At 67.6% G+C, this 24,000-nt stretch carries 22 protein-coding genes; 16 read left to right on the top strand and 6 right to left on the bottom strand.

Annotated features, from left to right (window positions below; all coding sequences use genetic code 11):
* Nucleotides 1-41 precede the first annotated feature (41 nt).
* Entirely contained in the window at nucleotides 42-596 is a 555-nt protein-coding gene (locus H0X95_RS31185) for a hypothetical protein (RefSeq protein ID WP_059720635.1), read from the top strand.
* Nucleotides 597-683: 87 nt separating this feature from the next.
* On the opposite strand, the gene kdgD is transcribed toward H0X95_RS31185, so the two are convergent.
* The gene (kdgD, locus tag H0X95_RS31180) at nucleotides 684-1,598 is read right to left on the bottom strand and encodes a 5-dehydro-4-deoxyglucarate dehydratase (protein WP_006491348.1); all 915 of its coding nucleotides are present in this window, start codon (nucleotides 1,596-1,598) and stop codon (nucleotides 684-686) included.
* Nucleotides 1,599-1,827: 229 nt separating this feature from the next.
* Between kdgD and garD the strand changes: the two genes are divergently transcribed.
* From garD to H0X95_RS31160, 4 genes are all read left to right on the top strand, one after another.
* Entirely contained in the window at nucleotides 1,828-3,381 is a 1,554-nt protein-coding gene (gene garD / locus H0X95_RS31175) for a galactarate dehydratase (RefSeq protein ID WP_059720636.1), read from the top strand.
* 183 nt (nucleotides 3,382-3,564) lie between these two features.
* The gene (locus H0X95_RS31170; protein ID WP_006491341.1) at nucleotides 3,565-3,957 is read left to right on the top strand and encodes a nuclear transport factor 2 family protein; all 393 of its coding nucleotides are present in this window, start codon (nucleotides 3,565-3,567) and stop codon (nucleotides 3,955-3,957) included.
* Nucleotides 3,958-4,036: 79 nt separating this feature from the next.
* On the top strand, nucleotides 4,037-4,492 hold the full coding sequence (locus H0X95_RS31165) for an RbsD/FucU family protein (RefSeq protein WP_006491332.1): 456 nt from the start codon (nucleotides 4,037-4,039) through the stop codon (nucleotides 4,490-4,492).
* A gap of 163 nt (nucleotides 4,493-4,655) precedes the next feature.
* Nucleotides 4,656-5,093 (top strand): DoxX family protein, encoded by a 438-nt coding sequence (locus H0X95_RS31160; RefSeq protein ID WP_006491342.1) that lies wholly within the window; start codon nucleotides 4,656-4,658, stop codon nucleotides 5,091-5,093.
* A gap of 113 nt (nucleotides 5,094-5,206) precedes the next feature.
* On the opposite strand, the gene H0X95_RS31155 is transcribed toward H0X95_RS31160, so the two are convergent.
* A complete protein-coding gene (locus tag H0X95_RS31155; protein ID WP_006494264.1) occupies nucleotides 5,207-6,517 on the bottom strand; it encodes an MFS transporter in 1,311 nt (436 codons plus the stop codon).
* Nucleotides 6,518-6,831: 314 nt separating this feature from the next.
* The gene (locus H0X95_RS31150; protein WP_006489492.1) at nucleotides 6,832-8,010 is read right to left on the bottom strand and encodes a branched-chain amino acid ABC transporter substrate-binding protein; all 1,179 of its coding nucleotides are present in this window, start codon (nucleotides 8,008-8,010) and stop codon (nucleotides 6,832-6,834) included.
* A gap of 580 nt (nucleotides 8,011-8,590) precedes the next feature.
* On the opposite strand from H0X95_RS31150, the gene H0X95_RS31145 reads away from it, so the two are divergent.
* Nucleotides 8,591-9,385, top strand: coding sequence for an AraC family transcriptional regulator (locus H0X95_RS31145; RefSeq protein WP_006489480.1), 795 nt, complete (start codon nucleotides 8,591-8,593; stop codon nucleotides 9,383-9,385).
* 78 nt (nucleotides 9,386-9,463) lie between these two features.
* Here the strand turns inward: H0X95_RS31145 and H0X95_RS31140 are convergent, their stop codons facing one another.
* Together H0X95_RS31140 and H0X95_RS31135 are read right to left on the bottom strand one after the other, a co-directional pair.
* The gene (locus tag H0X95_RS31140; RefSeq protein WP_006489463.1) at nucleotides 9,464-9,727 is read right to left on the bottom strand and encodes a hypothetical protein; all 264 of its coding nucleotides are present in this window, start codon (nucleotides 9,725-9,727) and stop codon (nucleotides 9,464-9,466) included.
* 287 nt (nucleotides 9,728-10,014) lie between these two features.
* Nucleotides 10,015-11,907: a bifunctional sugar phosphate isomerase/epimerase/4-hydroxyphenylpyruvate dioxygenase family protein gene (locus H0X95_RS31135; RefSeq protein ID WP_059720637.1), complete on the bottom strand. Its 1,893-nt coding sequence runs from the start codon at nucleotides 11,905-11,907 to the stop codon at nucleotides 10,015-10,017.
* Between the two features lie 257 nt (nucleotides 11,908-12,164).
* Here H0X95_RS31135 and aroQ point away from each other — a divergent pair, with 257 nt between their 5' ends.
* Genes aroQ through H0X95_RS31120 form a run of 3 tightly spaced genes read left to right on the top strand, consistent with a single transcriptional unit; the run spans nucleotide 12,165 to nucleotide 14,853 of the window.
* On the top strand, nucleotides 12,165-12,620 hold the full coding sequence (aroQ, locus tag H0X95_RS31130) for a type II 3-dehydroquinate dehydratase (protein ID WP_006489476.1): 456 nt from the start codon (nucleotides 12,165-12,167) through the stop codon (nucleotides 12,618-12,620).
* A complete protein-coding gene (locus H0X95_RS31125; RefSeq protein WP_034203266.1) occupies nucleotides 12,617-13,471 on the top strand; it encodes a shikimate dehydrogenase in 855 nt (284 codons plus the stop codon). Before aroQ ends, H0X95_RS31125 begins: the two co-directional genes overlap by 4 nt.
* A 38-nt stretch (nucleotides 13,472-13,509) precedes the next feature.
* On the top strand, nucleotides 13,510-14,853 hold the full coding sequence (locus tag H0X95_RS31120; protein ID WP_006489486.1) for an MFS transporter: 1,344 nt from the start codon (nucleotides 13,510-13,512) through the stop codon (nucleotides 14,851-14,853).
* 97 nt (nucleotides 14,854-14,950) lie between these two features.
* Here the strand turns inward: H0X95_RS31120 and H0X95_RS31115 are convergent, their stop codons facing one another.
* On the bottom strand, nucleotides 14,951-16,060 hold the full coding sequence (locus tag H0X95_RS31115) for a 2-aminoethylphosphonate--pyruvate transaminase (RefSeq protein ID WP_059720638.1): 1,110 nt from the start codon (nucleotides 16,058-16,060) through the stop codon (nucleotides 14,951-14,953).
* A gap of 261 nt (nucleotides 16,061-16,321) precedes the next feature.
* On the opposite strand from H0X95_RS31115, the gene phnS reads away from it, so the two are divergent.
* Genes phnS through H0X95_RS31080 form a run of 7 tightly spaced genes read left to right on the top strand, consistent with a single transcriptional unit; the run spans nucleotide 16,322 to nucleotide 23,616 of the window.
* On the top strand, nucleotides 16,322-17,413 hold the full coding sequence (gene phnS, locus H0X95_RS31110) for a 2-aminoethylphosphonate ABC transporter substrate-binding protein (RefSeq protein WP_059720639.1): 1,092 nt from the start codon (nucleotides 16,322-16,324) through the stop codon (nucleotides 17,411-17,413).
* Between the two features lie 34 nt (nucleotides 17,414-17,447).
* On the top strand, nucleotides 17,448-18,551 hold the full coding sequence (gene phnT / locus H0X95_RS31105) for a 2-aminoethylphosphonate ABC transport system ATP-binding subunit PhnT (protein ID WP_006494272.1): 1,104 nt from the start codon (nucleotides 17,448-17,450) through the stop codon (nucleotides 18,549-18,551).
* Nucleotides 18,529-19,449, top strand: coding sequence for a 2-aminoethylphosphonate ABC transporter permease subunit (gene phnU, locus H0X95_RS31100; RefSeq protein ID WP_048985295.1), 921 nt, complete (start codon nucleotides 18,529-18,531; stop codon nucleotides 19,447-19,449). The genes phnT and phnU overlap by 23 nt, the downstream gene beginning before the upstream one ends.
* Nucleotides 19,439-20,299 carry a 2-aminoethylphosphonate ABC transport system, membrane component PhnV gene (phnV, locus tag H0X95_RS31095; protein WP_059720640.1) on the top strand — a complete coding sequence of 287 codons (861 nt, stop codon included), beginning with the start codon at nucleotides 19,439-19,441 and terminating at the stop codon, nucleotides 20,297-20,299. Before phnU ends, phnV begins: the two co-directional genes overlap by 11 nt.
* Nucleotides 20,296-21,606: a phosphonoacetate hydrolase gene (gene phnA, locus H0X95_RS31090; protein WP_048985294.1), complete on the top strand. Its 1,311-nt coding sequence runs from the start codon at nucleotides 20,296-20,298 to the stop codon at nucleotides 21,604-21,606. The genes phnV and phnA overlap by 4 nt, the downstream gene beginning before the upstream one ends.
* A complete protein-coding gene (phnY, locus tag H0X95_RS31085) occupies nucleotides 21,603-23,057 on the top strand; it encodes a phosphonoacetaldehyde dehydrogenase (protein ID WP_048985291.1) in 1,455 nt (484 codons plus the stop codon). The genes phnA and phnY overlap by 4 nt, the downstream gene beginning before the upstream one ends.
* A 4-nt stretch (nucleotides 23,058-23,061) precedes the next feature.
* Nucleotides 23,062-23,616 carry a phosphonate degradation HD-domain oxygenase gene (locus tag H0X95_RS31080; RefSeq protein ID WP_058902322.1) on the top strand — a complete coding sequence of 185 codons (555 nt, stop codon included), beginning with the start codon at nucleotides 23,062-23,064 and terminating at the stop codon, nucleotides 23,614-23,616.
* Nucleotides 23,617-24,000: the final 384 nt, after the last annotated feature.

The following is a 24,000-nucleotide window of genomic DNA, read 5'->3' as shown; positions in this document are numbered from 1 at the left end:
GCGAGCCTGAGAGACGCACAAGACCAACAAGGAACCATCCAATGAATATCAGCAAGCGTGGCGACCACCTGTTCGCGGCCGGATTGTGGAAAGCGATCGGCGACGTCGCGAAATCGGTCCGTACCCAGATCGGCGAAACCAGCGAAGGGCGCGTGCTGGCCGACGCGCTGTTCACGCTGCAGCGCGAGCTGGGCGGCAGCGAATTCGACGTGACGATCAACCAGGGGCGGCCCGTCGTGGGCCCCGATCCGCATTCGGTGATCTTCGGCAGGGCCGTCGAGCGCTTCAAGCAAGACATGGAGGCGGTGGTGTTCGCGCTGAAGCACCGCCGCAGCATCGACGGGCCGAACGGCGCGCAGCGCGCCGACGCGCTCACGCAGGCCAACACGCATCTCGCGACGGCGAAGCAGTACGCGATGTTTACCGTCGGGCGCTTCTTCGATGCAGTCGTCGATCGCGACGTGCTGGAACAGATCGTGGGCGCCGAGTCGCCGGCGCGCGGCCGGCCGCTTGCGGCGCGCAAGGGGATCGACGAGACGCAGCACACGCTCACCGGTGTGCGTCAGCGGATCATCGGCGCGATCGCGCAGATGTAATGCAATGGCCGCGCCGGCTCGTCGAGCCGCGCGGCCATCGCGTGAGACGGAGGCGGAGCGGGACGCCCGCGCCGCCGGCGAACCCGCTTACTGCGGGCCCATCTTCCTGATCAGCACGTCGAGCTCGGCCGCTTCGGCTTCGGTGAGATCGACGAGCGGTGCGCGCACCGGGCCCGCATCGTGGCCGACGAGCTTCGCGCCCGCCTTCACGATGCTGACCGCGTAGCCCGCGCGGCGATTGCGGATCTTCAGGTACGGCAGGAAGAACTCGTCGATCAGGCGGCCGACCGTCGCGTGGTCGTCCTTCGCGATCGCTTCGTAGAACGCCATCGCCGTCTTCGGGATGAAGTTGAACACGGCCGACGAATACACCGGCACGCCGAGCGCCTTGTACGCGGCGGCATAGACTTCGGCCGTCGGCAGGCCGCCGAGGTACGCAAAGCGATCGCCGAGGCGGCGGCGGATCGTGACCATGCTCTCGATTTCACCGACGCCGTCCTTGAAGCCGATCAGGTTCGGGCAACGGTCGGCGAGGCGCTCGAGCATGTCCGCATTCAGCTTCGAATTCGCGCGGTTGTACACCACGACGCCGATCTTCAGCGCGCGGCACACCTGCTCGACGTGGTCGGCGATCCCTTCCTGGCTTGCTTCGGTCAGGTAGTGCGGCATCAGCAGCACGCCGCTCGCGCCGAGGCGCTCGGCCTCCTGCGCATATTCGATCGCGACGCGCGTCGCGCCGCCCGCGCCGGCGAGGATCGGCACCTTGCCCTTGCAGGTTTCCGTCGCGACGCGGATCACGTCCGAATACTCGCGCTGCGTGAGCGAGAAGAATTCGCCGGTGCCGCCGGCCGCGAACAGCGCGCTCGCGCCGTACGGCGCCAGCCATTCCAGGCGCTCGGCATAGGTGCTCGGACGGAAGCTGCCGTCGGCGTCGAAATCCGTCAGCGGAAACGACAGCAGGCCGTGGGAGATGATCTGTTTGAGTTCTTGCGGTGAAGTCATGGTTGGGGTCGTCCGTCTAGCGCGAGTGCTGGTTCGTCGGGAACGGCATACGAGCCGAATTGGCGATGTCGTTGTATGTCATCGTACAACGCAAGAAAGAGCGACGCAAGCGGTTTGCTGGCGGGTCAAGGGTAGGGTCTTTCCGGATAAGGGTTTACGCAGCATCGTCGAGTGAGGTTGAATGTCGTATGATGACTAACGATATCGCAGAATGCTTCCAGGAATTCCGATGACTGCTTCCCCGCTCTACATCCGCGTGCATCCGGACGACAACGTCGCGATCGTCGTCAACGACGGCGGTTTGCCCGAAGGCGCGACGTTCGCCGACGGGCTGACGCTGTGCGAAGGCGTGCCGCAAGGACACAAGGTCGCGCTTGTCGACCTCGCGGCCGGCGACCCGGTCGTGCGCTACAACGTGGTGATCGGCTATGCGCTGACCGACCTGCGCCGCGGCAGCTGGGTCAACGAGCGCACGATGCGCATGCCCGAGCCGCCGGGCCTCGACGACCTGCCGCTCGCGACGCGTGCCGCGCCGCCGCTCGAGCCGCTCGAAGGCTATACGTTCGAGGGTTTCCGCAACGCCGACGGTTCGGTCGGCACGCGCAACATCCTCGCGATCACGACGACCGTGCAATGCGTGTCGGGCGTCGTCGAACATGCGGTGAAGCGGATCAAGGACGAACTGCTGCCGCGCTACCCGAACGTCGACGACGTGGTCGGGCTCGAACATACGTATGGCTGCGGCGTCGCGATCGATGCGCCGGACGCCGACATCCCGATCCGCACGCTGCGCAACATCAGCCTGAATCCGAATTTCGGCGGCGAAGTGATGACCGTGAGCCTCGGCTGCGAGAAGCTGCAGCCCGAGCGTCTGCTGCCGCCGGGCGCGATCCCGGTGACCGCCGACGGCGCGACCGGCAACGGCGGCGTCGTGTGCCTGCAGGATGCCGCGCACGTCGGCTTCAATTCGATGATCGACTCGATCATGAAGATGGCCGAATCGCATCTCGAGCGGCTCAACCGCCGCCGTCGCGAGACGTGTCCCGCGTCGGATCTCGTCGTCGGCGTGCAGTGCGGCGGCAGCGACGCGTTCTCGGGGCTCACCGCGAACCCGGCGGTCGGCTTCGCGGCCGACCTGCTGGTGCGTGCGGGTGCAACGATCATGTTCTCGGAAGTGACCGAAGTGCGCGACGGCGTCGCGCAGCTCACGTCGCGCGCGGCGAACGAGGACGTCGCCCGCGAGATCATTCGCGAGATGGACTGGTACGACCGCTACCTGCAGCGCGGCCGCGTCGACCGCAGCGCGAACACGACGCCGGGCAACAAGAAGGGCGGGCTGTCGAACATCGTCGAGAAAGCGATGGGGTCGATCGTGAAGTCGGGCAGCGCGCCGATCGCCGGCGTCGTGCGTCCCGGCGATCGGGCGCGGCAGAAGGGGCTGCTGTACGCGGCGACGCCCGCGAGCGATTTCATCTGCGGCACGCTGCAGCTCGCGGCGGGGATGAACCTGCACATTTTCACGACCGGCCGCGGCACGCCGTACGGCCTCGCGCAGGTGCCGGTGATCAAGGTCGCGACGCGCAGCGATCTCGCGCGCCGCTGGCACGACCTGATGGATCTCGACGCCGGGCAGATCGCGACCGGCGCGGCGACGATCGAGGACACGGGCTGGGAATTGTTCCGGCTGATGCTCGACGTCGCCAGCGGCAAGCGCCGCACGTGGGCCGAGCAATGGAAGCTCGCGAATGCGCTGACGCTGTTCAATCCGGCGCCGGTGACCTGATACGTGCGGGTGGTAGCGGCAAGACGATGCGGGCGCCTTCGGGCGCCCGTTTTCTTTTGGGGCGGCGCACGCGCGATTTCCTTACCTCGCACGTAATCGACCGTCCGCGCGCGCCCGGCGACGATAGCGGCACGCGGACCCGAAACGTCCGCGACATCGTCCACCGACACAAGGAGCCTCGCCATGAACACCGCTCAATCCGCTTCGTCCGTCCACGCCGACCTGGTCGACCGCTACTTCGACGCGTGGAACGAACCCGACGTCGCGCGCCGCCGCGCGCTGATCGACGCGACCTACGCGAGCGACGCGGCCTATCGCGATCCGCTGATGGCCGGCGACGGCCACGCGGGCATCGATACGATGATCGCCGCCGTGCAGCAACGTTTCCCCGCGTACCGCTTCCGCCGCACGACTGACGTCGACGCGTTCGGCCAGCATCTGCGGTTCTCGTGGGCGCTCGTGTCGCCCGACGGCGCGGCGATCGTGAAGGGCTCGGACTTCGGCACCGTCGACGCATCGGGCCGCCTCGCATCGGTCACGGGTTTCATCGACGAAATGCCGGCCGCGGCGTCGTGACGCGAACGGCACATGCGCAGCGGCCGCCGGGATCGGGTAACGTTATGCGATTCGTTCCTGATCCCGGAGACTAGCCGACATGCTGAAGAATCTCGACCCGCTGCTGCACGCCGACATCCTGCACACGCTGCGCGCGATGGGCCACGGTGACGAAATCGCGATCTGCGATGCGAATTTCCCGGCGGAATCCGTCGCGGAGCACACGGTGGTCGGCCGCGCGCTGCGGATCGACGGCGCCGATTCGGCGCGCGTCGTGCGCGCGGTGCTGTCCGTGCTGCCGCTCGATACGTTCGTCGACACGCCCGCATGGCGGATGGAAGTCGTCGGCGACGCGGCCGCGGTGCCGCCCGTGCAGCGCGAAGTGCAGGCCGAGATCGACCGCGCGGAAGGGCGCGCGGTGCCGCTCGCCGGCATCGACCGTTTCGCGTTCTACGAGCGCGCGCAGCAGGCGTATGCGGTGATCGTCACCGGCGAAACGCGCGGCTACGGCTGCTTCATCTTCAAGAAGGGCGTGCTGTTGAGCGACGCGGGCTAAACGCATTTTTTCCACGCGTCGGGCCGCGGGCGTCGCCGCCGCAGTGTAAAGATTTGCTACAACCTTTTTCTTGGACACCGCGGAAAGACCCTCTATGCTGGCCCATTTGCCGCGCGCCCTGCCGGGCCGCGCGGCCGGCCGAATTGCATACGAGGAGAGAGGCATGACGCGTACCGTCGATTCCGGCGTCATTTTTTTCGCACGCCTGGCGCTGGCGGCGTTGTTCTTGTGGGGCGGCATCATGAAGCTGCTCGGCTACAGCGACTTCGTCGCGTATCTGCACGGGATGAACGTGCCCTATCAGCAGGTCGTCGCGCCGATCGTCGTCGCGATCGAGGGGCTCGGCGGCCTGCTGCTGATCGTCGGCTACAAGGTACGGCCGCTCGCGTTGCTGATGGCGGTCTACACGATCGCGACCGCGATGGTCGGGCACAATTTCTGGGACGCGACGAACGCGGCCGTCCAGCACGACATGGTGATTCACTTCTGGAAGAACGTCGCGATCGCCGGCGGGTTCCTGCTGCTGTTCGTCACGGGCGCAGGCGGCGCGAGCATCGACGCGCTGCGCCGGCCGAGTTCGTCGTACGGCGTGCTGCGTTGAGCTAAGCCAATTCGCGCCGCGACGCCGGCGCCGACGCAAAACAAAAGGGCCGAATCCCACACGCCGCGGGATTCGGCCCTTCGTTCATCCGGCCGGCGCGTGCGTGCCGACGTTCAGCGTGCGTCCTTCACATCCTTCGCATCCTTCGAGAACTGCACGGCGATCGCGCCCAGCACGCAGATTGCCGCGACGTACACGACCGGCGCGAGCGGATTCGACTTCATCATCAGCGACACGATCACCGGCGTGAGGCCGCCGAAGATCGCATACGCGACGTTGTACGAGAACGAGATGCCCGAGAAGCGCACGACGGCCGGGAAGCTCTTGACCATCACGAACGGCACCGCGCCGATCGTGCCGACCATGAAGCCCGCGATCCCGTAGTAGAGCGGCAGCGTCGATGCATCGGCCGCGACCTGCGCGAACAGCAGGTAGTAGCACGCGGCCAGCCCGAGCCCGCCGATGCCGAGCACGCGCTTCGCGCCGATCCAGCCCGCGAGCGAACCCGCGGTGATGCAGCCGGCCGTCAGGCACAGCGTCGCGACGCTGTTCGCGAACAGCGTCGTCGCGGGCGTCAGGTGGAACTGCTTTTGCAGCAGCGCGGGCGTCATCAGGATCACGACGACGATCGCGGCCGACAGCATCCACGTGAGCAGCATCGACACGATCACCGCGCGGCCGTGGTCGCGCAGCACCGCCTTCAGCGGAATCTCGGCCGCGAGCGCCTTCTTCGCCTTCATCTCGGCGAACACCGGCGTTTCATGCAGCCAGCGGCGCAGGTACACCGAGAACAGCCCGAACACGCCGCCGAGCAGGAACGGGATGCGCCATGCGAACGCACCGACTTCGGCCGTCGAGTAGCGGCTGTTGATGCCGGCCGCGACGAGCGAGCCGAGCAGGATGCCGGCCGTGAGACCCGCGGTCAGCGTGCCGCACGCATAGCCGATATGGCGCGACGGCACGTGCTCGGACACGAACACCCACGCGCCCGGCACTTCGCCGCCGACCGCCGCGCCCTGCAGCACGCGGAACAGCAGCAGCAACACCGGCGCGAGGATGCCGATCGTGTCGTAGGTCGGCAGCAGGCCCATCAGCAGCGTCGGCACCGACATCATCAGCACGCTCAGCGTGAACATCCGCTTGCGGCCGAACAGGTCGCCGAAGTGCGCCATGATCACGCCGCCGAGCGGGCGCGCGAGGTAGCCGGCCGCGAAGATGCCGAACGTCTGCAACTGGCGCAGCCAGTCGGGAATGTCGTGCGGGAAGAACAGCTGCCCTATCGCCGGCGCGAAGAACACGAAGATGATGAAGTCGTAGAACTCGAGGGCGCCGCCGAGTGCGGCAAGGCCAAGGGTCTTGTAGTCGCTGCGCGTGAGCGCGCGTTCGGCGGCGCGAGGCACGCCGCTCAATTCGGAAGCTTGCATGGTCAGGACGATCGGTATTCGAATGTTGTTGTCGGTGCTGCGTCTCCAGGGCCCGCTTTTCGGCATGGACTGACAAGGCGCGGCTTGCGTCGTCGAAGCGTGCGGCGTGCCGGGTGGGGCGCGCAACACGCGCCGCCGCACCGGGATGGGGCACGGCGGAGACGAAGCGTCAAAGCGGGTGGGGGGATTCTACAGGAGCGCGAAATGCCTGCGCGCGGGCGCGCGCCGAGGACGGCTTCGGACCGGGCGGCCGAAGCGCGCGCGGCGCGGGCGGCCGGTGAGCCGCTGGCGCGCCGCGCGGGAAGGGGTGCGTATCAGTTGCCGGCGATCGTATCGACCGGCTTGAACGCGCCGCGCTCGACCTTGTAGATCGTCACCGGCGCATCCTTCAGGTCGCCCTTCGCGTCGTACGCGATGCTCGGGGCCGACACACCCTTGATCGACACCTTGCCGAGGTACGGCGTGTACACCTTCGGGTCGGTCGAGTTCGCGTCCTTCATCGCGGTGAGCAGCGCGATCGTGCCGTCGTACGAATACGGCGAGTAGGTGATCACGTCTTCGTTGAAGCGCGCCTTGTAGCGGGCCGCGTAGCCGGAGAAGCCCGGCATCTTTTCCTTCGGCAGGCCGCCCATGTAGACGATCGCGCCTTCGGCCGCGTCGCCGCCGACCTTCAGGAACGTCGGCGAGCGCGACATTTCGCCCGTCACGAAGGCCGACTTCATCCCGAGCTGGCGCATCTTGCGGATCATCGGCGACGATTGCGCATCGCCGCCGCCGTAGAAGATCGCGTCCGGATTCATGCCCTTCAGGTTGGTCAGGATCGCGGAGAAATCGAGCGCCTTGTCGTTCGTGAAGTCGCGCTTGACGATCGTGCCGCCGGCTGCTTCCACGGCCTTCGCGAATTCGTCCGCGATGCCCTGGCCGTAGGCCGTGCGGTCGTCGATGATCGCGATGCGCTTGAAGCGCAGCGTCTTCACCGCGTACGTGCCGACGATGCGGCCCGCCTGCGCGTCGCTCGTCAGCAGCCGGTAGGTCGTCTTGTAGCCGCGCGCCGTGTATTGCGGCGACGTCGCCATCGAGATCTGCGGCAGCCCCGCGCGATCGTACAGGTCGGACGCCGGAATGCTGGTGCCCGAGTTGAAGTGGCCGATGATCCCGCGGACGTTGTCGTCGATCAGTCGCTGCGCGACGGTGGTGCCGGTGCGCGGGTCGGCCTGGTCGTCCTGCGAGTCGAGCTGGAACGTGACGGGCTTGCCGCCGATCGTCGGATGCGTCGCGTTGAAATCGGCGATCGCGAGCTGCACGCCCTTCTGCATGTCCGTGCCGTAATTCGACTGCGGGCCGGTCAGCGGTGCGGCGAAACCGATCTTGACGACGTCGGCGGCGATGGCGTGCGCGCCCGACAGTGCGCAGGCGGCGGCCAGCGCGACGTGCGATACCTTCAGCTTCACTTTCACTTCCCCTTGATGGCGTGGTTGGGCCGCCGCCGGCATGCGGGCCGGCGCCGGTAAACCGGGCGAGACGGTTCGATCCGCAGGCCGATGCGCAGCGGCGATGCGTGCTCGCCGCGTACTGCGTGTGCTATGCCGGAATCGGCGTGCGCGACGGCGGATGCGACAGGTCGTGCGTGCCGATTGCGGCAGCGGCGGGATGTCGTCTCGTGACCGTGAAGCGAAGTCTAGATAGCGAAAATGCGTGCGTCTTGCGCGTTCGATGCGTGGCCGGCGACGATATCGGCATATCGTCGATTACCCTGATATATGCCGAAATCGTCATGGCGGATGCGCAAACCCGCCAAGACGCGGGTCGCCGGCATTTTTAGGATGGCGGATTCGGGGGCGTGCTGGCAGTGTGTCGATGTGCTGCGCCGGCCGCGGCGAAAGCGGAACCTTCGCCGGCGCCGCACGCGCTTCGCAGTAGTTGTGTGCGCAACCTGTGCGGCTGACCGATGCGGCCGATCGCGACGCACGATGCAACCGGCCGCCGCCTTGCCCGCCCCGCGTTCGGCGCGACGCGAACGAAGGGGCGCTCCTATAATCGACGCCATCCGCCACTCGCTTCGCGGTTGCCGGGATGACGACCTTGCTTGCCGTACCGCCCATGAGCCTGTCCGACACGTTGCGCTACCAGCCCGACAACGCCGATCTCGGCGCGATGCTCGTGCATTTCCGCCTGCTCGAACCGGTGTTCGATGCGCTGCCGGACGTCGCGTTCTTCGTGAAGGATGCGAGCGGCCGCTACGCGATCGTCAATCGCACGCTGGCGATGCGCTGCGGCTACAAGGACAAGCGCGACCTGCTCGGCAAGACGGCCGACGAGGTGTTTCCGCGTCGCTTCGGCCGCAGCTATTTCGAGCAGGACATGGCGACGATCAACGCCGGCCAGCAACTGATGGACCAGCTCGAGCTGCACCTGTATCCGGGCCGCCAGCCGGGCTGGTGCCTGACCTGCAAGGAGCCGCTGCGCGACGCCGCGGGCCGGGTGGTCGGCCTCGCGGGCATCTCGCGCGACCTGAAGGCGCACGAGGGATCGCACCCGGCCTACAGCCGGCTCGCCGACGTGGTCCAGCACATCCAGGATCATTACGTGCAGCCGCTGAACCTGAAGCAGCTCGCGCAGATGGCCGGGATGTCGGTCGCGCAGCTCGAACGCTACTTCCACAAGGTGTTCCACCTGACGCCGCGCCAGGTGCTGCTGAAGACGCGGCTCGACGCGGCCACCGCGCTGCTCGTCACGCACGACAAGGTGACCGACGTCGCCGCGCTGTGCGGCTACACGGATCACAGCGCGTTCACGCGCCAGTTCAAGGCGACGGTCGGCGTGACGCCGACGGAATACCGGTTGATGCTGCAGGAGCGGGCGGGGTGACGCAACTCGCCGGCGTGGCCGGCGCGTCGCGGGGATCGGGGTAAGGCGGGGAAGCGGGAGAAGGGGGGAAACGGCGGCTTAGCGGTAGCCGAGCCCTTTCAGGACGGCCGTGCCGTCTTCGGTCAGCCGGAAGCTCGGGGCCGTATCGGGGTCGAGCTTGACCATTTCGACGAGGCCGGCTTCCTGCAGCGCGGGCAATTCGGGTTTGGCGTTCGCGCCGATCGGTGCATGCAGCAGCACGAGCAGCGTCGCGATTTCGTGATGACTGAGCAGGCGGCGCAGCATCGTCTTCTTTGCAGGGGGCGCGGCCGGGCGGCCCGCGGGTGCTTCTACGGCGCTCATCGCTTTCCTCCTTTTCGAGATGACCATCGGGTACTGGTTGCGGATGGTGCCGTCGAAGACTTAAGCGATTCTTAAAACCGTGGCGGACGGCGCAATGCTGCGCTGCGGTACGGGTTACGGGATGTAACGCCAGACGCCGCGTAGCTTCCCCGCTGATCGAGGCCGGCCGTGCGGGCGGGCCTTCGGCGGTGCGATTCACCACGATGGTGCGGGTGAAAGGTGGGCCGCCCGAATGGTCGCCGAATCGCTTGCGTGGTCCGGCCCCAACTCCGCTTCGCGTCCTTTCCTTATTTCCTGCGCTGCGCCTGCGCGGCGAGCCGCACGGCCGCATTCGCCGCGCCATAGCCGTCGTATCCGCCGCGCCGCTCGACGATCTCCAGCGAGAAGCGGTTGTCGACCAGCTCCGTATACGCATGCAGGAATTCGCCGCCGTGCTCGTCGCGGTCGTACAGCAGGTGATGCGCGCTCAGCGTGTCGATCAGTTCGTTCGGCAGCGCGTAGCGCGCGGCGAGATCGTCGTAGTAGTTGGCCGGAATCCGCAGGAACGGCACGCCGTCGGCCGCGAACGCGGCGACCGTCTTCACGATGTCGTCGGTGCGGAACGCGACGTGGTTCAGCCCGGTGCCGTGGTAGCGGTCGAGCGATTCGGCGACGGCCGTATGGCGGTCGACCGACGCGTTCAGCGCGATCCGCACCGAGCCGTCGGCGCTGCGCACCGCGCGGCTGCGCATCAGCCCGTACGGGTCGGGCACGAGCCAGCTGCGCTCGGCCTCGAAGCCGAACGCCGTCTTGAAGAACAGGATCCAGGTGTCGAGCGCGTCGGCCGGCAGCGCGAGGCACACGTGATCGATGCCCGTCAGCGGGCCGACTTCGCTCGGGCCGTCGATGTCGGTCAGCACGAAGTCCGATTCATATAGCGTGGGCGTATCCGGCGCCTCGTCGACGAAATATTCGAGGCTGCCGTCCGGCGCCTTCACGCTCGGCAGCACACGCTCGTTCGGCCCGACCCGGCCGGAGAACGGCGCGTACCCGAAGCCGGCCGCGCGTTCGAACGCCACTTTGGCATCGTCGACGCGGAATGCCGACGCGCACAGCGACAGCCCGTGCTGCTGGAAGAACGCATCGGCGAACGAGTCGCGCTCGGCGTTCAGCACGATCGACGCGGCGCCGTGCTGGAACAGCGTCACGTCCTTCGAGCGATGCCGGCCGGCGAGCCGGAAGCGCATCCGGCCGAGCCATTCGCCGACGGTCGCCGCCGCCGGTGCGTCGACCGCGAATTCGATGAACTGGAACCCGACGTGCGCGGGCGGCGCGGGCGGCGCGAACAGCGGCTGGCTGGCGGCCGGCGTGCGACCGTCCTGCGCGAGCCGCGCGCGCGTCAGGTCTTCCAGATAGAGCAGCGAGCGATGGCCGTCGGCGGCCGTGAGCGCGGTCGGCGCCGCGCGGAAGCCGTCGTTGAAGATCTCGAGCGACAGCGGCCCCGTATAGCCCGACTCGATCACGCGCGCGGTGAAGCGCGCCAGGTCGAAGTCGCCCTGGCCCGGGAACGAGCGGTAGTGGCGGCTCCATTCGAGCACGTCCATCACGAGCTTCGGCGCGTCGGCGATCTGCACGAAGGCGATCCGGTCGCCGGGGATGTCGGCGATCGCGTCCGGCGAATCGTCGAGCGACAGCGTGTGGAAACTGTCGAGCGCCAGGCCGAGGTGCGGGCTGTTCACCGCGTTCACGAGCTTCCACGCGTGGCCGTACCGCTTCACGACGCGGCCCCACGCGAGCGCTTCGTACGCGGCCACCACGCCGGCCTGCCGCGCGGCTTCGGCGAGCACGCCGAGCTGGTCGACGAGCAGCCCGTCGTCCGCGATCGTGTCGGCCGCCACACTGCTGCAGACGAGGATGCGGTCGGTGCCGAGTGCATGCATCACGTCGAACTTGCGCTTGATCCGGTCGAGATTGCGCGCGAGCTGGGCCGCGCTCACGCCCTCGAAGTCGCGAAACGGCTGGAACAGCACGATGTCGAGGCCGAGGTCGGCGGCCATGCGCCGGACGTCGGCCGGCGATCCGTCGAAGTAGACGAGATCGTTTTCGAAGATTTCGACGCCGTCGAAGCCCGCGGCCTGGACGGCGGCGAGCTTCTCGGCGAGCGTGCCGGACAGTGACACGGTGGCGATCGAGCGCTGCATGGGCGTTTCCTGCGGATGAACGGGGCATGGCGCCGGTCGAACCGGCCCTGAATGAACCAGTCGTTGAGTTCCGTACGCGCGCCATATCCCGAATTTACTGGGTTAGTGATGCGTATTGTACAAACTAACTAGGTGGTACAAATTAGCGAAAACCCGAAAAGACAGCCCGCGTGCACGGGCGCACACTAGCGCCAAATTCCGATGTCTTCGGGGCGGCGCCGATCCTGGTCTGCCCCTGTTTCAGGAGCAGAAACACGATGAGCAAGCACAAGGTGCTGGTGCTGAACGGCCCGAACCTCAATCTGCTGGGCACCCGCGAGCCCCATATCTACGGCGCGGAAACGCTCGCCGATCTCGAGCAGCGCTGCCGCACGGCGGCGGAAGGGCTCGGGCTGGAAATCGAGTTTCGCCAGTCGAACGCCGAGCACCAGCTGATCGACTGGCTGCATGCCGCGCGTCACGACACGCACGGCATCGTGATCAACCCGGCCGCCTATACGCACACGTCGGTCGCGCTGGCCGACGCGCTTTCCGCGATCGCGAAGCCGGTGATCGAGGTGCATATCTCGAACGTCCATCGCCGCGAAGCGTTTCGCCACCATTCGTATATCTCGGCGATCGCCGAAGCCGTGATCTGCGGCTGCGGTACCGAAGGCTATGTGTTCGCGTTGCAGCGCCTGGCGACGCTGTTCGCGCAGGGGGCCGCCCGATGAGCCGCCCGTCGTTTCTGATCGGCCTGATCGGCCAGGGCATCGGCGGTTCGCTGTCGCCCGCGATGCACGAGGAAGAGGGCTTCCGCCAGGGCTTCGGCTACGTGTACCGGCGCATCGATCTCGATGCGCTTGGCGTGACCGTCGACGCACTGCCGCAACTGCTCGAGGCCGCGCAGCGGATGGGCTACAACGGGCTGAACATCACGCATCCGTGCAAGCAGCGCGTGATCGAGCACCTCGACGCGCTGTCGGACGACGCGCGTGCGCTCGGCGCGGTGAACACCGTGCTGTTCAAGGACGGCAAGCGGATCGGCCACAACACCGACTGGTCGGGCTTTGCGAAATCGTTCCGCCGCGGGCTGCCGGACGCGAAGCTCGACCGCGTCGTCCAGCTCGGCGCGGGCGGCGCGGGCGCGGCCGTCGCGCACGCCGCGCTGCAGATGGGCGCGGCTGAACTGACGATTTTCGACGTCGACGGCACGCGCGCCACCGCGCTGGCGGGCGAATTGCAGCAGCGCTTCCCTGCCGCCCGGGTCACGCCGGGCAGCGATCTCGCGGCCGCGATGCGCGCAGCGACCGGCCTGATCCACTGCACGCCGACCGGCATGGCCAAGCATCCGGGCCTGCCGCTGCCGGCCGAACTGCTCCACGCAGGCATGTGGGTGGCCGACATCGTGTATTTCCCGCTCGAAACCGAACTGATCCACGCCGCGCGCGCGGCCGGCTGCGCGACGCTGCCGGGCGGCGGGATGGCCGTGTACCAGGCCGTCGACGCGTTCGAGCTCTTCACCGGGCGCACGCCCGACGCCGAGCGGATGTTCGATCACTTTCAGTCGCTCGTCGCGCGCTGACCCCCTTGCAGACACAGAAAGAGAGACAGGAGACGACCATGCAACACACCACCCACACGAGCGCCGCGCCGGCGCAGGCGGCCGGCACGGTCCGGCGCACGTCGGCGCGCTACAAGATCCTCGCGCTGCTCGCGATCGGCACGATGATCAACTATCTCGACCGCACTGTGCTGGGCGTGGCGGCGCCGCAGCTCACCAAGGAGCTCGGCATCAACGCGGCCGTGATGGGCGTCATGTTCTCCGCGTTTTCGTGGACGTACGTGGCGATGCAGGTGCCCGGCGGCTTGTTCCTCGACCGCTTCGGCAGCAAGATCACCTACTACTGGTCGATGACGCTGTGGTCGCTGTGCACGTTCCTGCAAGGCTTCGTGCCGGGCGTCGCGACGTTGCTCGCGTGCCGGCTCGGTCTCGGCGTGACGGAAGCGCCGTGCTTCCCGACCAACAGCCGCGTCGTCGCGACGTGGTTCCCGCAGAACGAACGCGCGATGGCGACCGGCACCTACACCGTCGGCGAGTACATCGGCCTCGCGTTCTTCAGCCCGGTGCTGTTCGCGTTGATGGGCGCGTTCGGCTGGCGCTCGCTGTTCTGGGTGGTCGGTGCGGTCGGCATCGTGTTCGGCCTAGTCTGGTGGAAGTTCTACCACGAGCCGCGCAACCACCCGGGCGCGAATTCGGCGGAACTGGCCTATATCGAAGCGGGCGGCGGTCTCGTGCACGGTGCGCGCAAGGACGGCGACAAGAGCGGCAAGCCGGCGCAGGCCAAGTTCAGCTGGTCGATGGTCGGCCAACTGGTGAAGAAGCGCCAGCTCGCGGGCATCTGCCTCGGCCAGTTCGCCGGCAATTCGACGCTCGTATTCTTCCTGACCTGGTTCCCGACCTATCTGGCAACCGAGCGCCACATGGGCTGGCTGAAGATCGGCTTCTTCGCGGTGATGCCGTTCATCGCCGCGTCGGTCGGCGTGATGTTCGGCGGGATCTTCTCCGACTGGCTGCTGCGCCGCGGCAAGTCCGCGAACCTCGCGCGCAAGCTGCCGATCATCGCGGGCCTGCTGCTCGCGTCGACAATCATTCTCGCGAACTACGTGCAGAGCAACGAGGCGGTGATCGCGATCATGTCGGTCGCGTTCTTCGCGCAGGGGATGGCCGCGCTCGGCTGGACGCTCGTGTCGGACATCGCGCCGGACGGCCTGCTCGGCGTGACGGGCGGCATCTTCAACTTCGCGGCGAACCTGGCGGGCATCGTCACGCCGCTCGTGGTCGGCTTCATCGTCGCGTCGACCGGCTCGTTCGTCGGCGCGCTCGTGTTCATCGGCGTGATCGCGCTGGTCGGTGCGCTGTCGTACATCTTCGTCGTCGGCGACATCAAGCGGATCGAGCTGTAAGCACCGGCTCCACGCACACTCGGTGCGTTCGCCCGGCGGCCGGTTGGCCGCCGGGTTTTTTGTTTGCGCGTGCCGACCGGTCGGCACATACCTCGCTTCATGCGGGCTGCATCGCGATGCCGAGCGATTCGATTGCCTGCGCGATCGCGGCGACCGCCCGCCGGATATCGCCCGCATCGATCGCGCCGATGCAGCCGACGCGGAACGTCTCGAGCCGCGTCAGTTTGCCCGGATACAGGATGAAGCCCGCGTCGCGCACCGCGTCGTAGAAACGGCGGAAATCGTAGGCTGGATGGTCGGGCGCGTGAAACGTGACGATCACCGGCGCCTGCACGCTCGCGTCGAGGAACGGCACGAAACCGAGCGCGCGCATCGATTCGACCAGCGTCCGGCAGTTGTCCGCATAGCGCGCGCCGCGCGCCGGCTGGCCGCCCTCGGCGAAGTACTGGTCGAGCGCGGCGCGCAGTGCGGCAATCACGTGCGTCGGCGGCGTGAAGCGCCATTGCCCCGTCCTGCGCAGGTACGCGTACTGGTCGTGGAGATCGAGTGCGAGCGAGGGCGAGTTGCCTTCGCTCGCGTCGAGCGCGTCGCGCCGCACGATCGCGAATCCCATTCCCGGCACGCCTTCGAGACATTTGCCGCTGGCCGAGATCAGCGCGTCGATGCCGCTGTCCGCCAGCGCGATCGGCAGCGCGCCGAACGAACTCATCGCATCGACGATCAGCCGCTTGCCGTGCCGCCGGCACGCGGCCGCGATCGCGTCGAGCGGATTCAGGATCCCGGCGCTCGTTTCCAGGTGCACGAGCGCGACGTGCGTGATGCGCGGCTCGCGCGCGAACGCAGCCTCAATGGCCGCCGCGTCGACGGCCGCGTCTTCGCCGAACGGCAGCGCGATCGCGTCGATACCGAGCCGGCCGAGAATTTTCAGGATGCGCGCGCAATACGCGCCGTTCTCGGGCACCAGCACGACGCCGTCGCGCGGCACCAGCGTGCCGAGCGCGGCTTCGACCGAGAACGTGCCGCTACCCTGCATCGGCACGCATACGTACTCGTCTCCGCCATGCGCGATGGCGACGAGATCCGCGCAGACGCTGGCCGTCAGCTGGTTGAAAGCGGCATCCCACGACCCCCAGTCATGTTGCATTGCGTGGCGTGTTGTGGCGGACGTGGTGAGCGGGCCGGGCGTGAGCAGGATTGGGTCGGGCATGGCTTTTGTCTCCAGCAAAGGGCGAACGAAACACCGGACGGCATTTCCGAATGACTTGCATGATAGTGGCAAAATGTGTCATTTTTTGGAAATTGTGGCATTCGTCACGGCTTTGTCATCGAACGCTGTGATCCTTCGGTTGCCGCGCGACACCCAGCCTGAGCGCGGTAGCGAGGCGGGCCGCCAGGCGGCTCGCCCGAAGACAACAGGAGAGCCGGATCGTGCCCCGGCCGTTTGGTGTTCCGCCTACGGAGAAGTGAGATGACACTGCAGAAACCCTCGCGCGCCGCCGCCGGCGCGTTCCGCAAACTCGCGCTGGCCGCCTGCGCCGCCGGTCTGCTGCAAGGCGCCGCGATGCCGGCGCATGCGGCAAAAGCGGTCGTGCTGTACACGGCGGACGGCCTCGAGAACCTCTATCGCGACGTGCTGCCGGCTTTCGAGAAGAAGGAAGGCGTGAAGGTCAACATCGTGACGGCGGGCAGCGGCGAGGTGGTGAACCGCGCGAACATCGAGAAGAATTCCCCGAAGGCCGACGTGATCGTCACGCTGCCGCCGTTCATCCAGCAAGCCGGCCAGATGGGCCTGCTGCAGCCGTACCAGAGCGTGAACTACAAGAACGTGCCGGCCATCGCGAAGGCCGAGGACGGCACCTGGGCGACGTTCGTGAACAACTACTTCTCGTTCGCGATCAACCCGGACGTCGTGAAGAACCAGCCGAAGACGTTCGCCGACCTGCTCGCGCCGGCCTACGCCGGCAAGGTCGCGTACTCGAACCCGGCCACGGCCGGCGACGGGATGGCCGTGCTGATCCTGACGACGTCGCTGATGGGCGAGGACAAGGCGTTCGACTATCTCGCGAAGCTGTCGCAGAGCGTGAAGTTCCACACGAAGGGCACGGGCTACCTGAACGTGCTGCTGTCGCGTAACGAGATCAGCGTCGCGAACGGCGACCTGCAGATGGACCTCGACGATGCCGAACACGGCGCGCTGTCCATCAAGCCGATCTTCCTGGCCGCGAAGGACGGCGACCAGCCGACCACGTTCCAGCTCCCGTACGGCATCGGCCTGATCAAGAGCGGCCCGAACCAGGACGCCGGCCGGAAGCTGATCGACTACCTGATGTCGACGGAAGTGCAGTCGAAGGTGCCGGACATGTACGGCATCCCGGGCCGCACCGACGTGCCGCTGGCCGGCAAGAACGGCGAAGCGGTCAAGAAGGCGATCGCGGGTGTGAAGCTGATTCCGGTCGACTGGACCCAGGTGATGGCGAAGAAGCCGGTGTGGATCGAGCGCTGGAAGAAGGACGTGATCGGCAGCTCGGGCAAGCAGCTCGACGTCGTCAAGCCGAAGTGATCGGCGCACGCCGCCTGTATTCGCGAGCAAGAGGATGAACCCGGTGGAAACCACCCTGACCCATCCCGGCGCATTCGGCGCCGCCGAACCGCACGCGACGCTGCGGTCCGGCGCGCCGGGCGGCGTGCAGATCGAGCATCTGAGCGTGCGCTACGGCGCGCGCACGGTGCTGGAGGATCTGTCGCTGTCGATCGGCGCCGGTGAATTTCTGACCGTGCTCGGCAAGAGCGGTTGCGGCAAGACCACGCTGCTGCGCTTCATCGCCGGGTTCGTGAAGGCCGACGGCCTGACCGGCACGCTGACCGTTGCCGGACGCGACCTGACCTATGCGCCGCCGCACAAGCGCAACCTCGGTCTGCTGTTCCAGAATTACGCGTTGTTCCCGCACCTGTCGGTGTTCGAGAACGTCGCATTCGGGCTGCGCGCGCGTGGCATGGCGTCGTCGGAAGTGACGCGCCGCGTCGCCGATGCGCTGAAGCTCGTGCAGCTCGGCGACGCGGGTCACCATCTGCCCGCGCAACTGTCGGGCGGGATGCAGCAGCGCGTCGCGCTGGCCCGCGCGCTGGTGATCGAGCCCGACGTGCTGCTGCTCGACGAGCCGCTGTCGGCGCTCGACGCCAACCTGCGCGCGTCGGTGCGCAGCGAACTTAAGGCGCTGCACGAGCGCCTGCCGAACCTGACCGTCGTCTGCGTGACGCACGACCGCGACGATGCGCTCGTGCTGTCCGATCGCGCGCTGCTGATGCGCGATGGTCACATCGCGCAGCTCGGCACGCCGCAGCAGTTGTACGACGCGCCGCGCGACGGCTACGTCGCGCGCTATCTCGGCCCGGCGAACCTGCTGCCGCCGCATGTGATCTTCCCGCTCGGCGATCCGCGCCACGAGGTGCGCGGCAAGGTCGCGTGCGTGCGTCCCGAGCGGCTGACCGTGATGCCGCCCGCAGCGGGCGGCCTGCACGGCACGGTGTCGTCGGTCGAATGGCAGGGCGCGGACCTGTCGATCGCCGTCGTGATCGACGCGGCGCCCGACGAGCCCGTGCGCGTCACGATGCAACGCGGCCGCGGCGCGGCTCCCGAGCGCGGTGCGCGCGTGTCCCTGCATTGCGAGGCAGACGATGTCGTCCTTATCGAGCCCTGAAGCCGGCCTGCCGCCGCACGTGCTCGCGTCGGCCGCCGCACACGCCGCGGCCGCGCGGCGCCGCAGGCGCATGGGCGATTTACACCTCGCCGCGCTGGCGATCGTCGTGCTCGGCCCGCTCGTCGTCTATCCGCTGGTGCGGCTCGTGCTGCTGAGCGTGTCGGGCGATCACGGGCTGAGTTTCGCCGCGTACCGCACCTTCTTCGGCAATCCCGACACGCGCAACGTGCTGCTGACGACGCTCGGCGTGCTGTTCGCGAGCGCCGGCACCGCATCGGTGTTCGGCGTGCTGCTGGCCGCGCTGCTGTTCTTCAAGCCGTTCCCGGGTGCATCGCTCGTCACGCGCTTCCTGGAGCTGTACGTCGCGTTTCCGTCGTTCCTCGTCGCGTTCACGCTGATCTTCCTGTACGGCTCGCAGGGCTCGATCAGCATCGCGCTGCAGCACCTGTTCCATCTCGAGCATCCGCCGCTCGATTTCCTGTTCGGCATCGGCGGCGTGATTCTCGCGCAGACCGTGTTCTACACGCCGTTCGTCGTGCGGCCGACGCTCGCGTCGTTCGCGACGCTGGACCTGCGGCTGATCGAAGCCGCGCGCAGCCTCGGCGCGCCCGGCTGGATGCTCGCGCGCCGCGTCGTGCTGCCGATCGCGTGGCCGGGCATCGCCGCCGGCACCGTGCTGTGCTTCCTGCTGACGCTGAACGAGTTCGGCATCCTGCTCGTGCTCGGCAGCGCGCGGCTCGTCACGTTGCCGGTCGCGATCTACAGCAGCGCGACCGTCGATCTCGACCTGCCGACCGCGTCGGCCGGCGCGGTCGTGATGTTGACGCTGTCGCTGGCGTTGTATGCGGTTTATCGCCGGGTGAACCGGCGTGCGACGGGAGGGAACGATGTCCGCTGAATTCCGTATCGGGCAGGCCGTGCCGCGACACCAGGTCGGCTGGACCGACGCGTTGCTCAAGCATGCGTCGCGCGCCGCGCTCGCATTGGCCGCGTTCGCGTGCTTCTGGCTGTTCGTGCTGCCGGTGATCGTCGTCGCGCTGTCGAGCGTGTCGACGCAGTGGTCGGGCACGATCTTGCCGGCCGGCTACAGCCTGCGCTGGTTCGAGCGGCTCGGCTCGCCGGAATACGACGCGCTGGCGACGAGCCTCGAAATCGGCTTCGGCGTATCGGCGCTCGGCACGATCCTCGGGCTGTGGCTGGCGCTCGCGCTCGAAGGGCGCGACCGGCGCGGCCTCGGGGCGGTCGTCGACGCGCTCGTGATGGTGCCGAACGGCGTACCGAGCGTCGTGCTCGGGCTCGCGGTGCTGATCGCGTATCACCGGAAGCCGCTCGACCTGTCCAGCTCGGCGGCGATCGTCGTGCTGGTGCAGCTCGCACTGATTCTGCCGTTCTGCTATCGCTGCGCGGCCGCCGCGCTGCGCCCGGAATTGACCGTGCTGCGCGAAGCTGCCGCGAGCCTCGGTGCGCCGCCCGCGATGGTGCTGCGCCGCGTGCTGCTGCCGCAGCTCGTGCCGGCGCTGCGCGCGAGCCTCGCGCTCGGCTTCGCGCTGTCGCTCGGCGAGCTCGGCGCGACGCTGACGGTATATCCGCCCGGCTTCGCGACCGTGCCGATCGTCGTGATCGGGCAGGTGGAGCGCGGCTACTACCTGCCGGCGTCGGCGCTGTCGCTGCTGATGCTCGGCGCGTCGCTCGCGGCGTTGCTGCTGATCGCCGCGCGCGTGCCGCGCGGCAAGCGGGCGGCATCATGAACGCCGCGTTCGCGTTGCGGCTCCCCGGCGAGCAACCGGCCGCCGGCAAGGGTGCGCCGGATCTCGCGGGACGCTCGATCGACGTCAACGGCCGGCGCTACCGGCTGCCGGTCGAGCCGACCGTCGTCATCTGTGTCGACGGCTGCGAGTACGACTATCTCGAACGGGCGGTGGCAGCGGGCGTCGCGCCGTTCATCGGCCGGATGATCGAGCAAGGCACCGCGTGGCGCGCCGATTGCGTCGTGCCGACCTTCACCAACCCGAACAACCTGTCGATCGTCTGCGGCGTGCCGCCGTCGGTTCACGGCATCTGCGGCAACTACTTCTGGGATCCGGCCGCCGACGGCGGGCGCGGCGCCGAAGTCATGATGAACGACCCGGCCTACCTGCGGGCCGGCACGCTGCTCGCCGCGGCGTCCGACGCCGGTGCGCGGGTGGCCGTCGTGACCGCGAAGGACAAGCTGCGCCGGCTGCTCGGCTGGCAGCTGAACGGCATCTGCTTTTCGGCCGAGAAGGCCGCGCAGGCCAATCTCGCGGAAAACGGGATCGTCGACGTGCTCGACTGGGTCGGCCTGCCGTCGCCGGATGTGTACAGCGCGGCATTGTCCGAATTCGTGTTCGCGGCCGGCGTACGCCTCGCGCAGACGCGGCAGGTCGACCTGATGTACCTGTCGACCACCGACTACGTGCAGCACAAATGCGAGCCGGGCAGTGCCGGCGCGAACGCGTTCTACGCGATGATGGACGGCTACCTCGCGCAGCTCGACGCGCTCGGCTGGGCGATCGGGCTCACGGCCGATCACGGGATGAACGCGAAGCACGATCCGGCGACGGGCCGCCCGAACGTGATCTATCTGCAGGACGCCTTCGACGGCTGGTACGGCACGCAGGCGGCGCGCGTGATCCTGCCGATTACCGATCCGTACGTCGTGCATCACGGCGCGCTCGGTTCGTTCGCGACGATCTACCTGGCGCCGGGCGTCGACCGGCCCGAAGCGATGTGGCGCATCGGTGGCCTCGATGGCGTCGAGCTCGTGCTCGACAACGCGGAAGCCGCCGCTCGTTTCGAACTGCCGGCCGACCGGATCGGCGATCTCGTCGTGATCGGCCGCCGCGACATGACGCTCGGTACGCGTGAACGCGACCACGATCTGTCGGGCCTCACGGTGCCGCTGCGTTCGCATGGCGGCGTGTCGGAGCAGGAGGTGCCGCTGCTGTTCAATCGCCGTATCGAGCGGGACGATCCCGCACGTCGCCCGCGCAACTTCGACGTGTTCGATTTCGTGTTGAACCGGATCGCGACATGATGGCTCATCCGCGGCAAGATCATCCGTCGTTTCGTGCCGAAGCGTTGCGTTGGTGCGGCACGCGCGCGATGCGCGAGCGCACGCTCGACGTCACGGACCCGTACACGGGCGCGCGCGTCGGCACCGCGCCGCTCGCCAGCGTCGACGACGTGCGCGCGGCGTTCGATTACGCGATGGCCTACCGGCCGACGCTGACGCGCTACGAACGCTCGCAGATCCTCGAACGTGCGGCCGCGCTGCTGCGCGAGCGCACCGAGGAGGCGTCCGACCTGATCACGCTCGAGTCGGGATTGTCGAAACAGGATTCGCGCTACGAGATCGGCCGAGTGGCCGACGTGCTGAAGTTCGCGGCGGTCGAGGCGCTGCGTGACGACGCGCAGAGTTTCTCGTGCGACCTGACGCCCCACGGCAAGGCGCGGCGCGTGTTCTCGCAGCGCCAGCCGCTCGACGGCGTGATCGTCGCGATTACGCCGTTCAATCATCCGATGAACCAGGTCGCGCACAAGATCGCGCCGGCGATCGCGACCAACAACCGCGTGATCGTGAAGCCGTCGGAGAAGGTGCCGCTGTCGGCGTTCTATCTGGCCGACCTGCTGTATGAAGCCGGGCTGCCGGAACCGATGCTGCAGGTGTTGACCGGCGACCCGGCCGAGATCGCGGACGAGCTCGTCACGCATCCGCATGCGTCGCTGATCACGTTCACGGGCGGCGTGGCGATCGGCAAGGCGATTGCGGCGCGGGCCGGCTACCGGCGCATCGTGCTGGAGCTGGGCGGCAACGACCCGCTGATCGTCCTCGCCGATGCCGATCCCGACCGCGCGGCGTCGCTCGCGGTGTTGGGCTCGTACCGGAATTCGGGCCAGCGCTGCACGGCCGTCAAGCGGATGCTGGTGCAGCGCTCCATCGTGCCGGCGTTCACCGAATTGCTCGTCGAGAAGACGCGCGCCTGGAAATACGGCGATCCATTCGATCCCTCGAACGAAATGGGCACGGTGATCGACGAAGCCGCGGCGCGGCTGTTCGAGGCGCGCGTGAACGAGGCGGTCGCGCAGGGCGCGCGCCTGCTGACCGGCAATGTGCGGCGCGGCGCGTTGTACGCGCCGACCGTGCTCGACAACGTCGATCCGTCGATGACGCTGGTGCGCGAGGAGACCTTCGGGCCCGTGTCGCCCGTCATCGCATTCGATACGATCGACGACGCGATCCGGCTCAGCAACGGCACGGCGTTCGGGCTGTCGTCGGGTGTCTGTACGGACAGCACGGCCGCCGTCGTACGGTTCGTGAACGAGTTGAACGTCGGCACGGTGAACGTATGGGAAGTGCCCGGATACCGGATCGAACTGTCGCCGTTCGGCGGGATCAAGGATTCGGGGCTCGGTTACAAGGAAGGCGTCCAGGAGGCGATGAAGAGTTTCACGAACCTGAAGACGTTTTCGCTGCCTTGGGAGTAAACGAATGGCGCTGACGGTGGAAGAGATCCACGGCCTGTATCGCGAGCATGGCCATGTGGCCTATAGCGGCGAACCCGTCACGCAGCTCGAGCATGCATTGCAGAGCGGGTTGCTGGCGGAAGCGTCCGGGGCGGACGAAGCGCTGGTCGCGGCGGCGTTCCTGCACGACCTCGGCCATTTGCTGAATCGCCAGGGCGACACGCCGAGCGCGCGCGGGATCGACGATCTGCATCAGTATTACGTGCTGCCGTTCCTGCGGCCGCTGTTTTCCGACGCGGTGCTGGAGCCGATCCGGTTGCACGTCGACGCGAAGCGCTGCCTGTGCCGCACGGACGCCGGCTATTTCGAGAGCCTGTCGCCGGACTCGGTGCGCAGCCTGGCGTTGCAGGGCGGTATCTTCAGTGACGAGGAAGCGGCGGCGTTCCTGCAGCGCCCGTTCGCGGAGGACGCGCTGCACCTGCGCCGCTGGGACGATACGGCGAAGGAGCCAGGCAAGGCGACGCCGGATCTCGATCACTATATGGCGATCGTCGCACGCCAGGCGCGCGTGGTTTCCTGACGGTTCGGTTGCTTCTATATAAGGCGCCGCACGCGGCAGCGTGCGGCGCCTTATATTTTTTGCGAAACCCCTTGCGCGATCGCCGTGAGCTGCATAGAATCACGCCTCTTTCGCGCTAACGGAAACGCGGCGCGGAAGGAAGGGAAGCAGTGCCGTTGGAGTTCGGAAGGTAGCGAGCCTCGGCGGTACGGAAGTTGAGCCCCGCAGTCGCAGCGAAGTCGTTCAGAAAGTTGTTGACGAACTGCGAAACACGGTTCATAATCTCGCTTCTCTGCTGCTGAAAACGCAGCGCTGCTGAGGGGTTCAAGATCCCTCGCAGACATGCTCTTTAAAAATTAACAGCCGATAAGTGTGGGCGCTTGATGGCAGCGAGCTGATCCTCGG

Source organism: Burkholderia sp. 9779_493, from assembly GCF_015712215.1.
Lineage (GTDB): Bacteria > Pseudomonadota > Gammaproteobacteria > Burkholderiales > Burkholderiaceae > Burkholderia > Burkholderia cenocepacia.
Note: the sequence above shows the minus strand (reverse complement) of the source record. Positions and strands in the feature narration are given on the sequence as shown.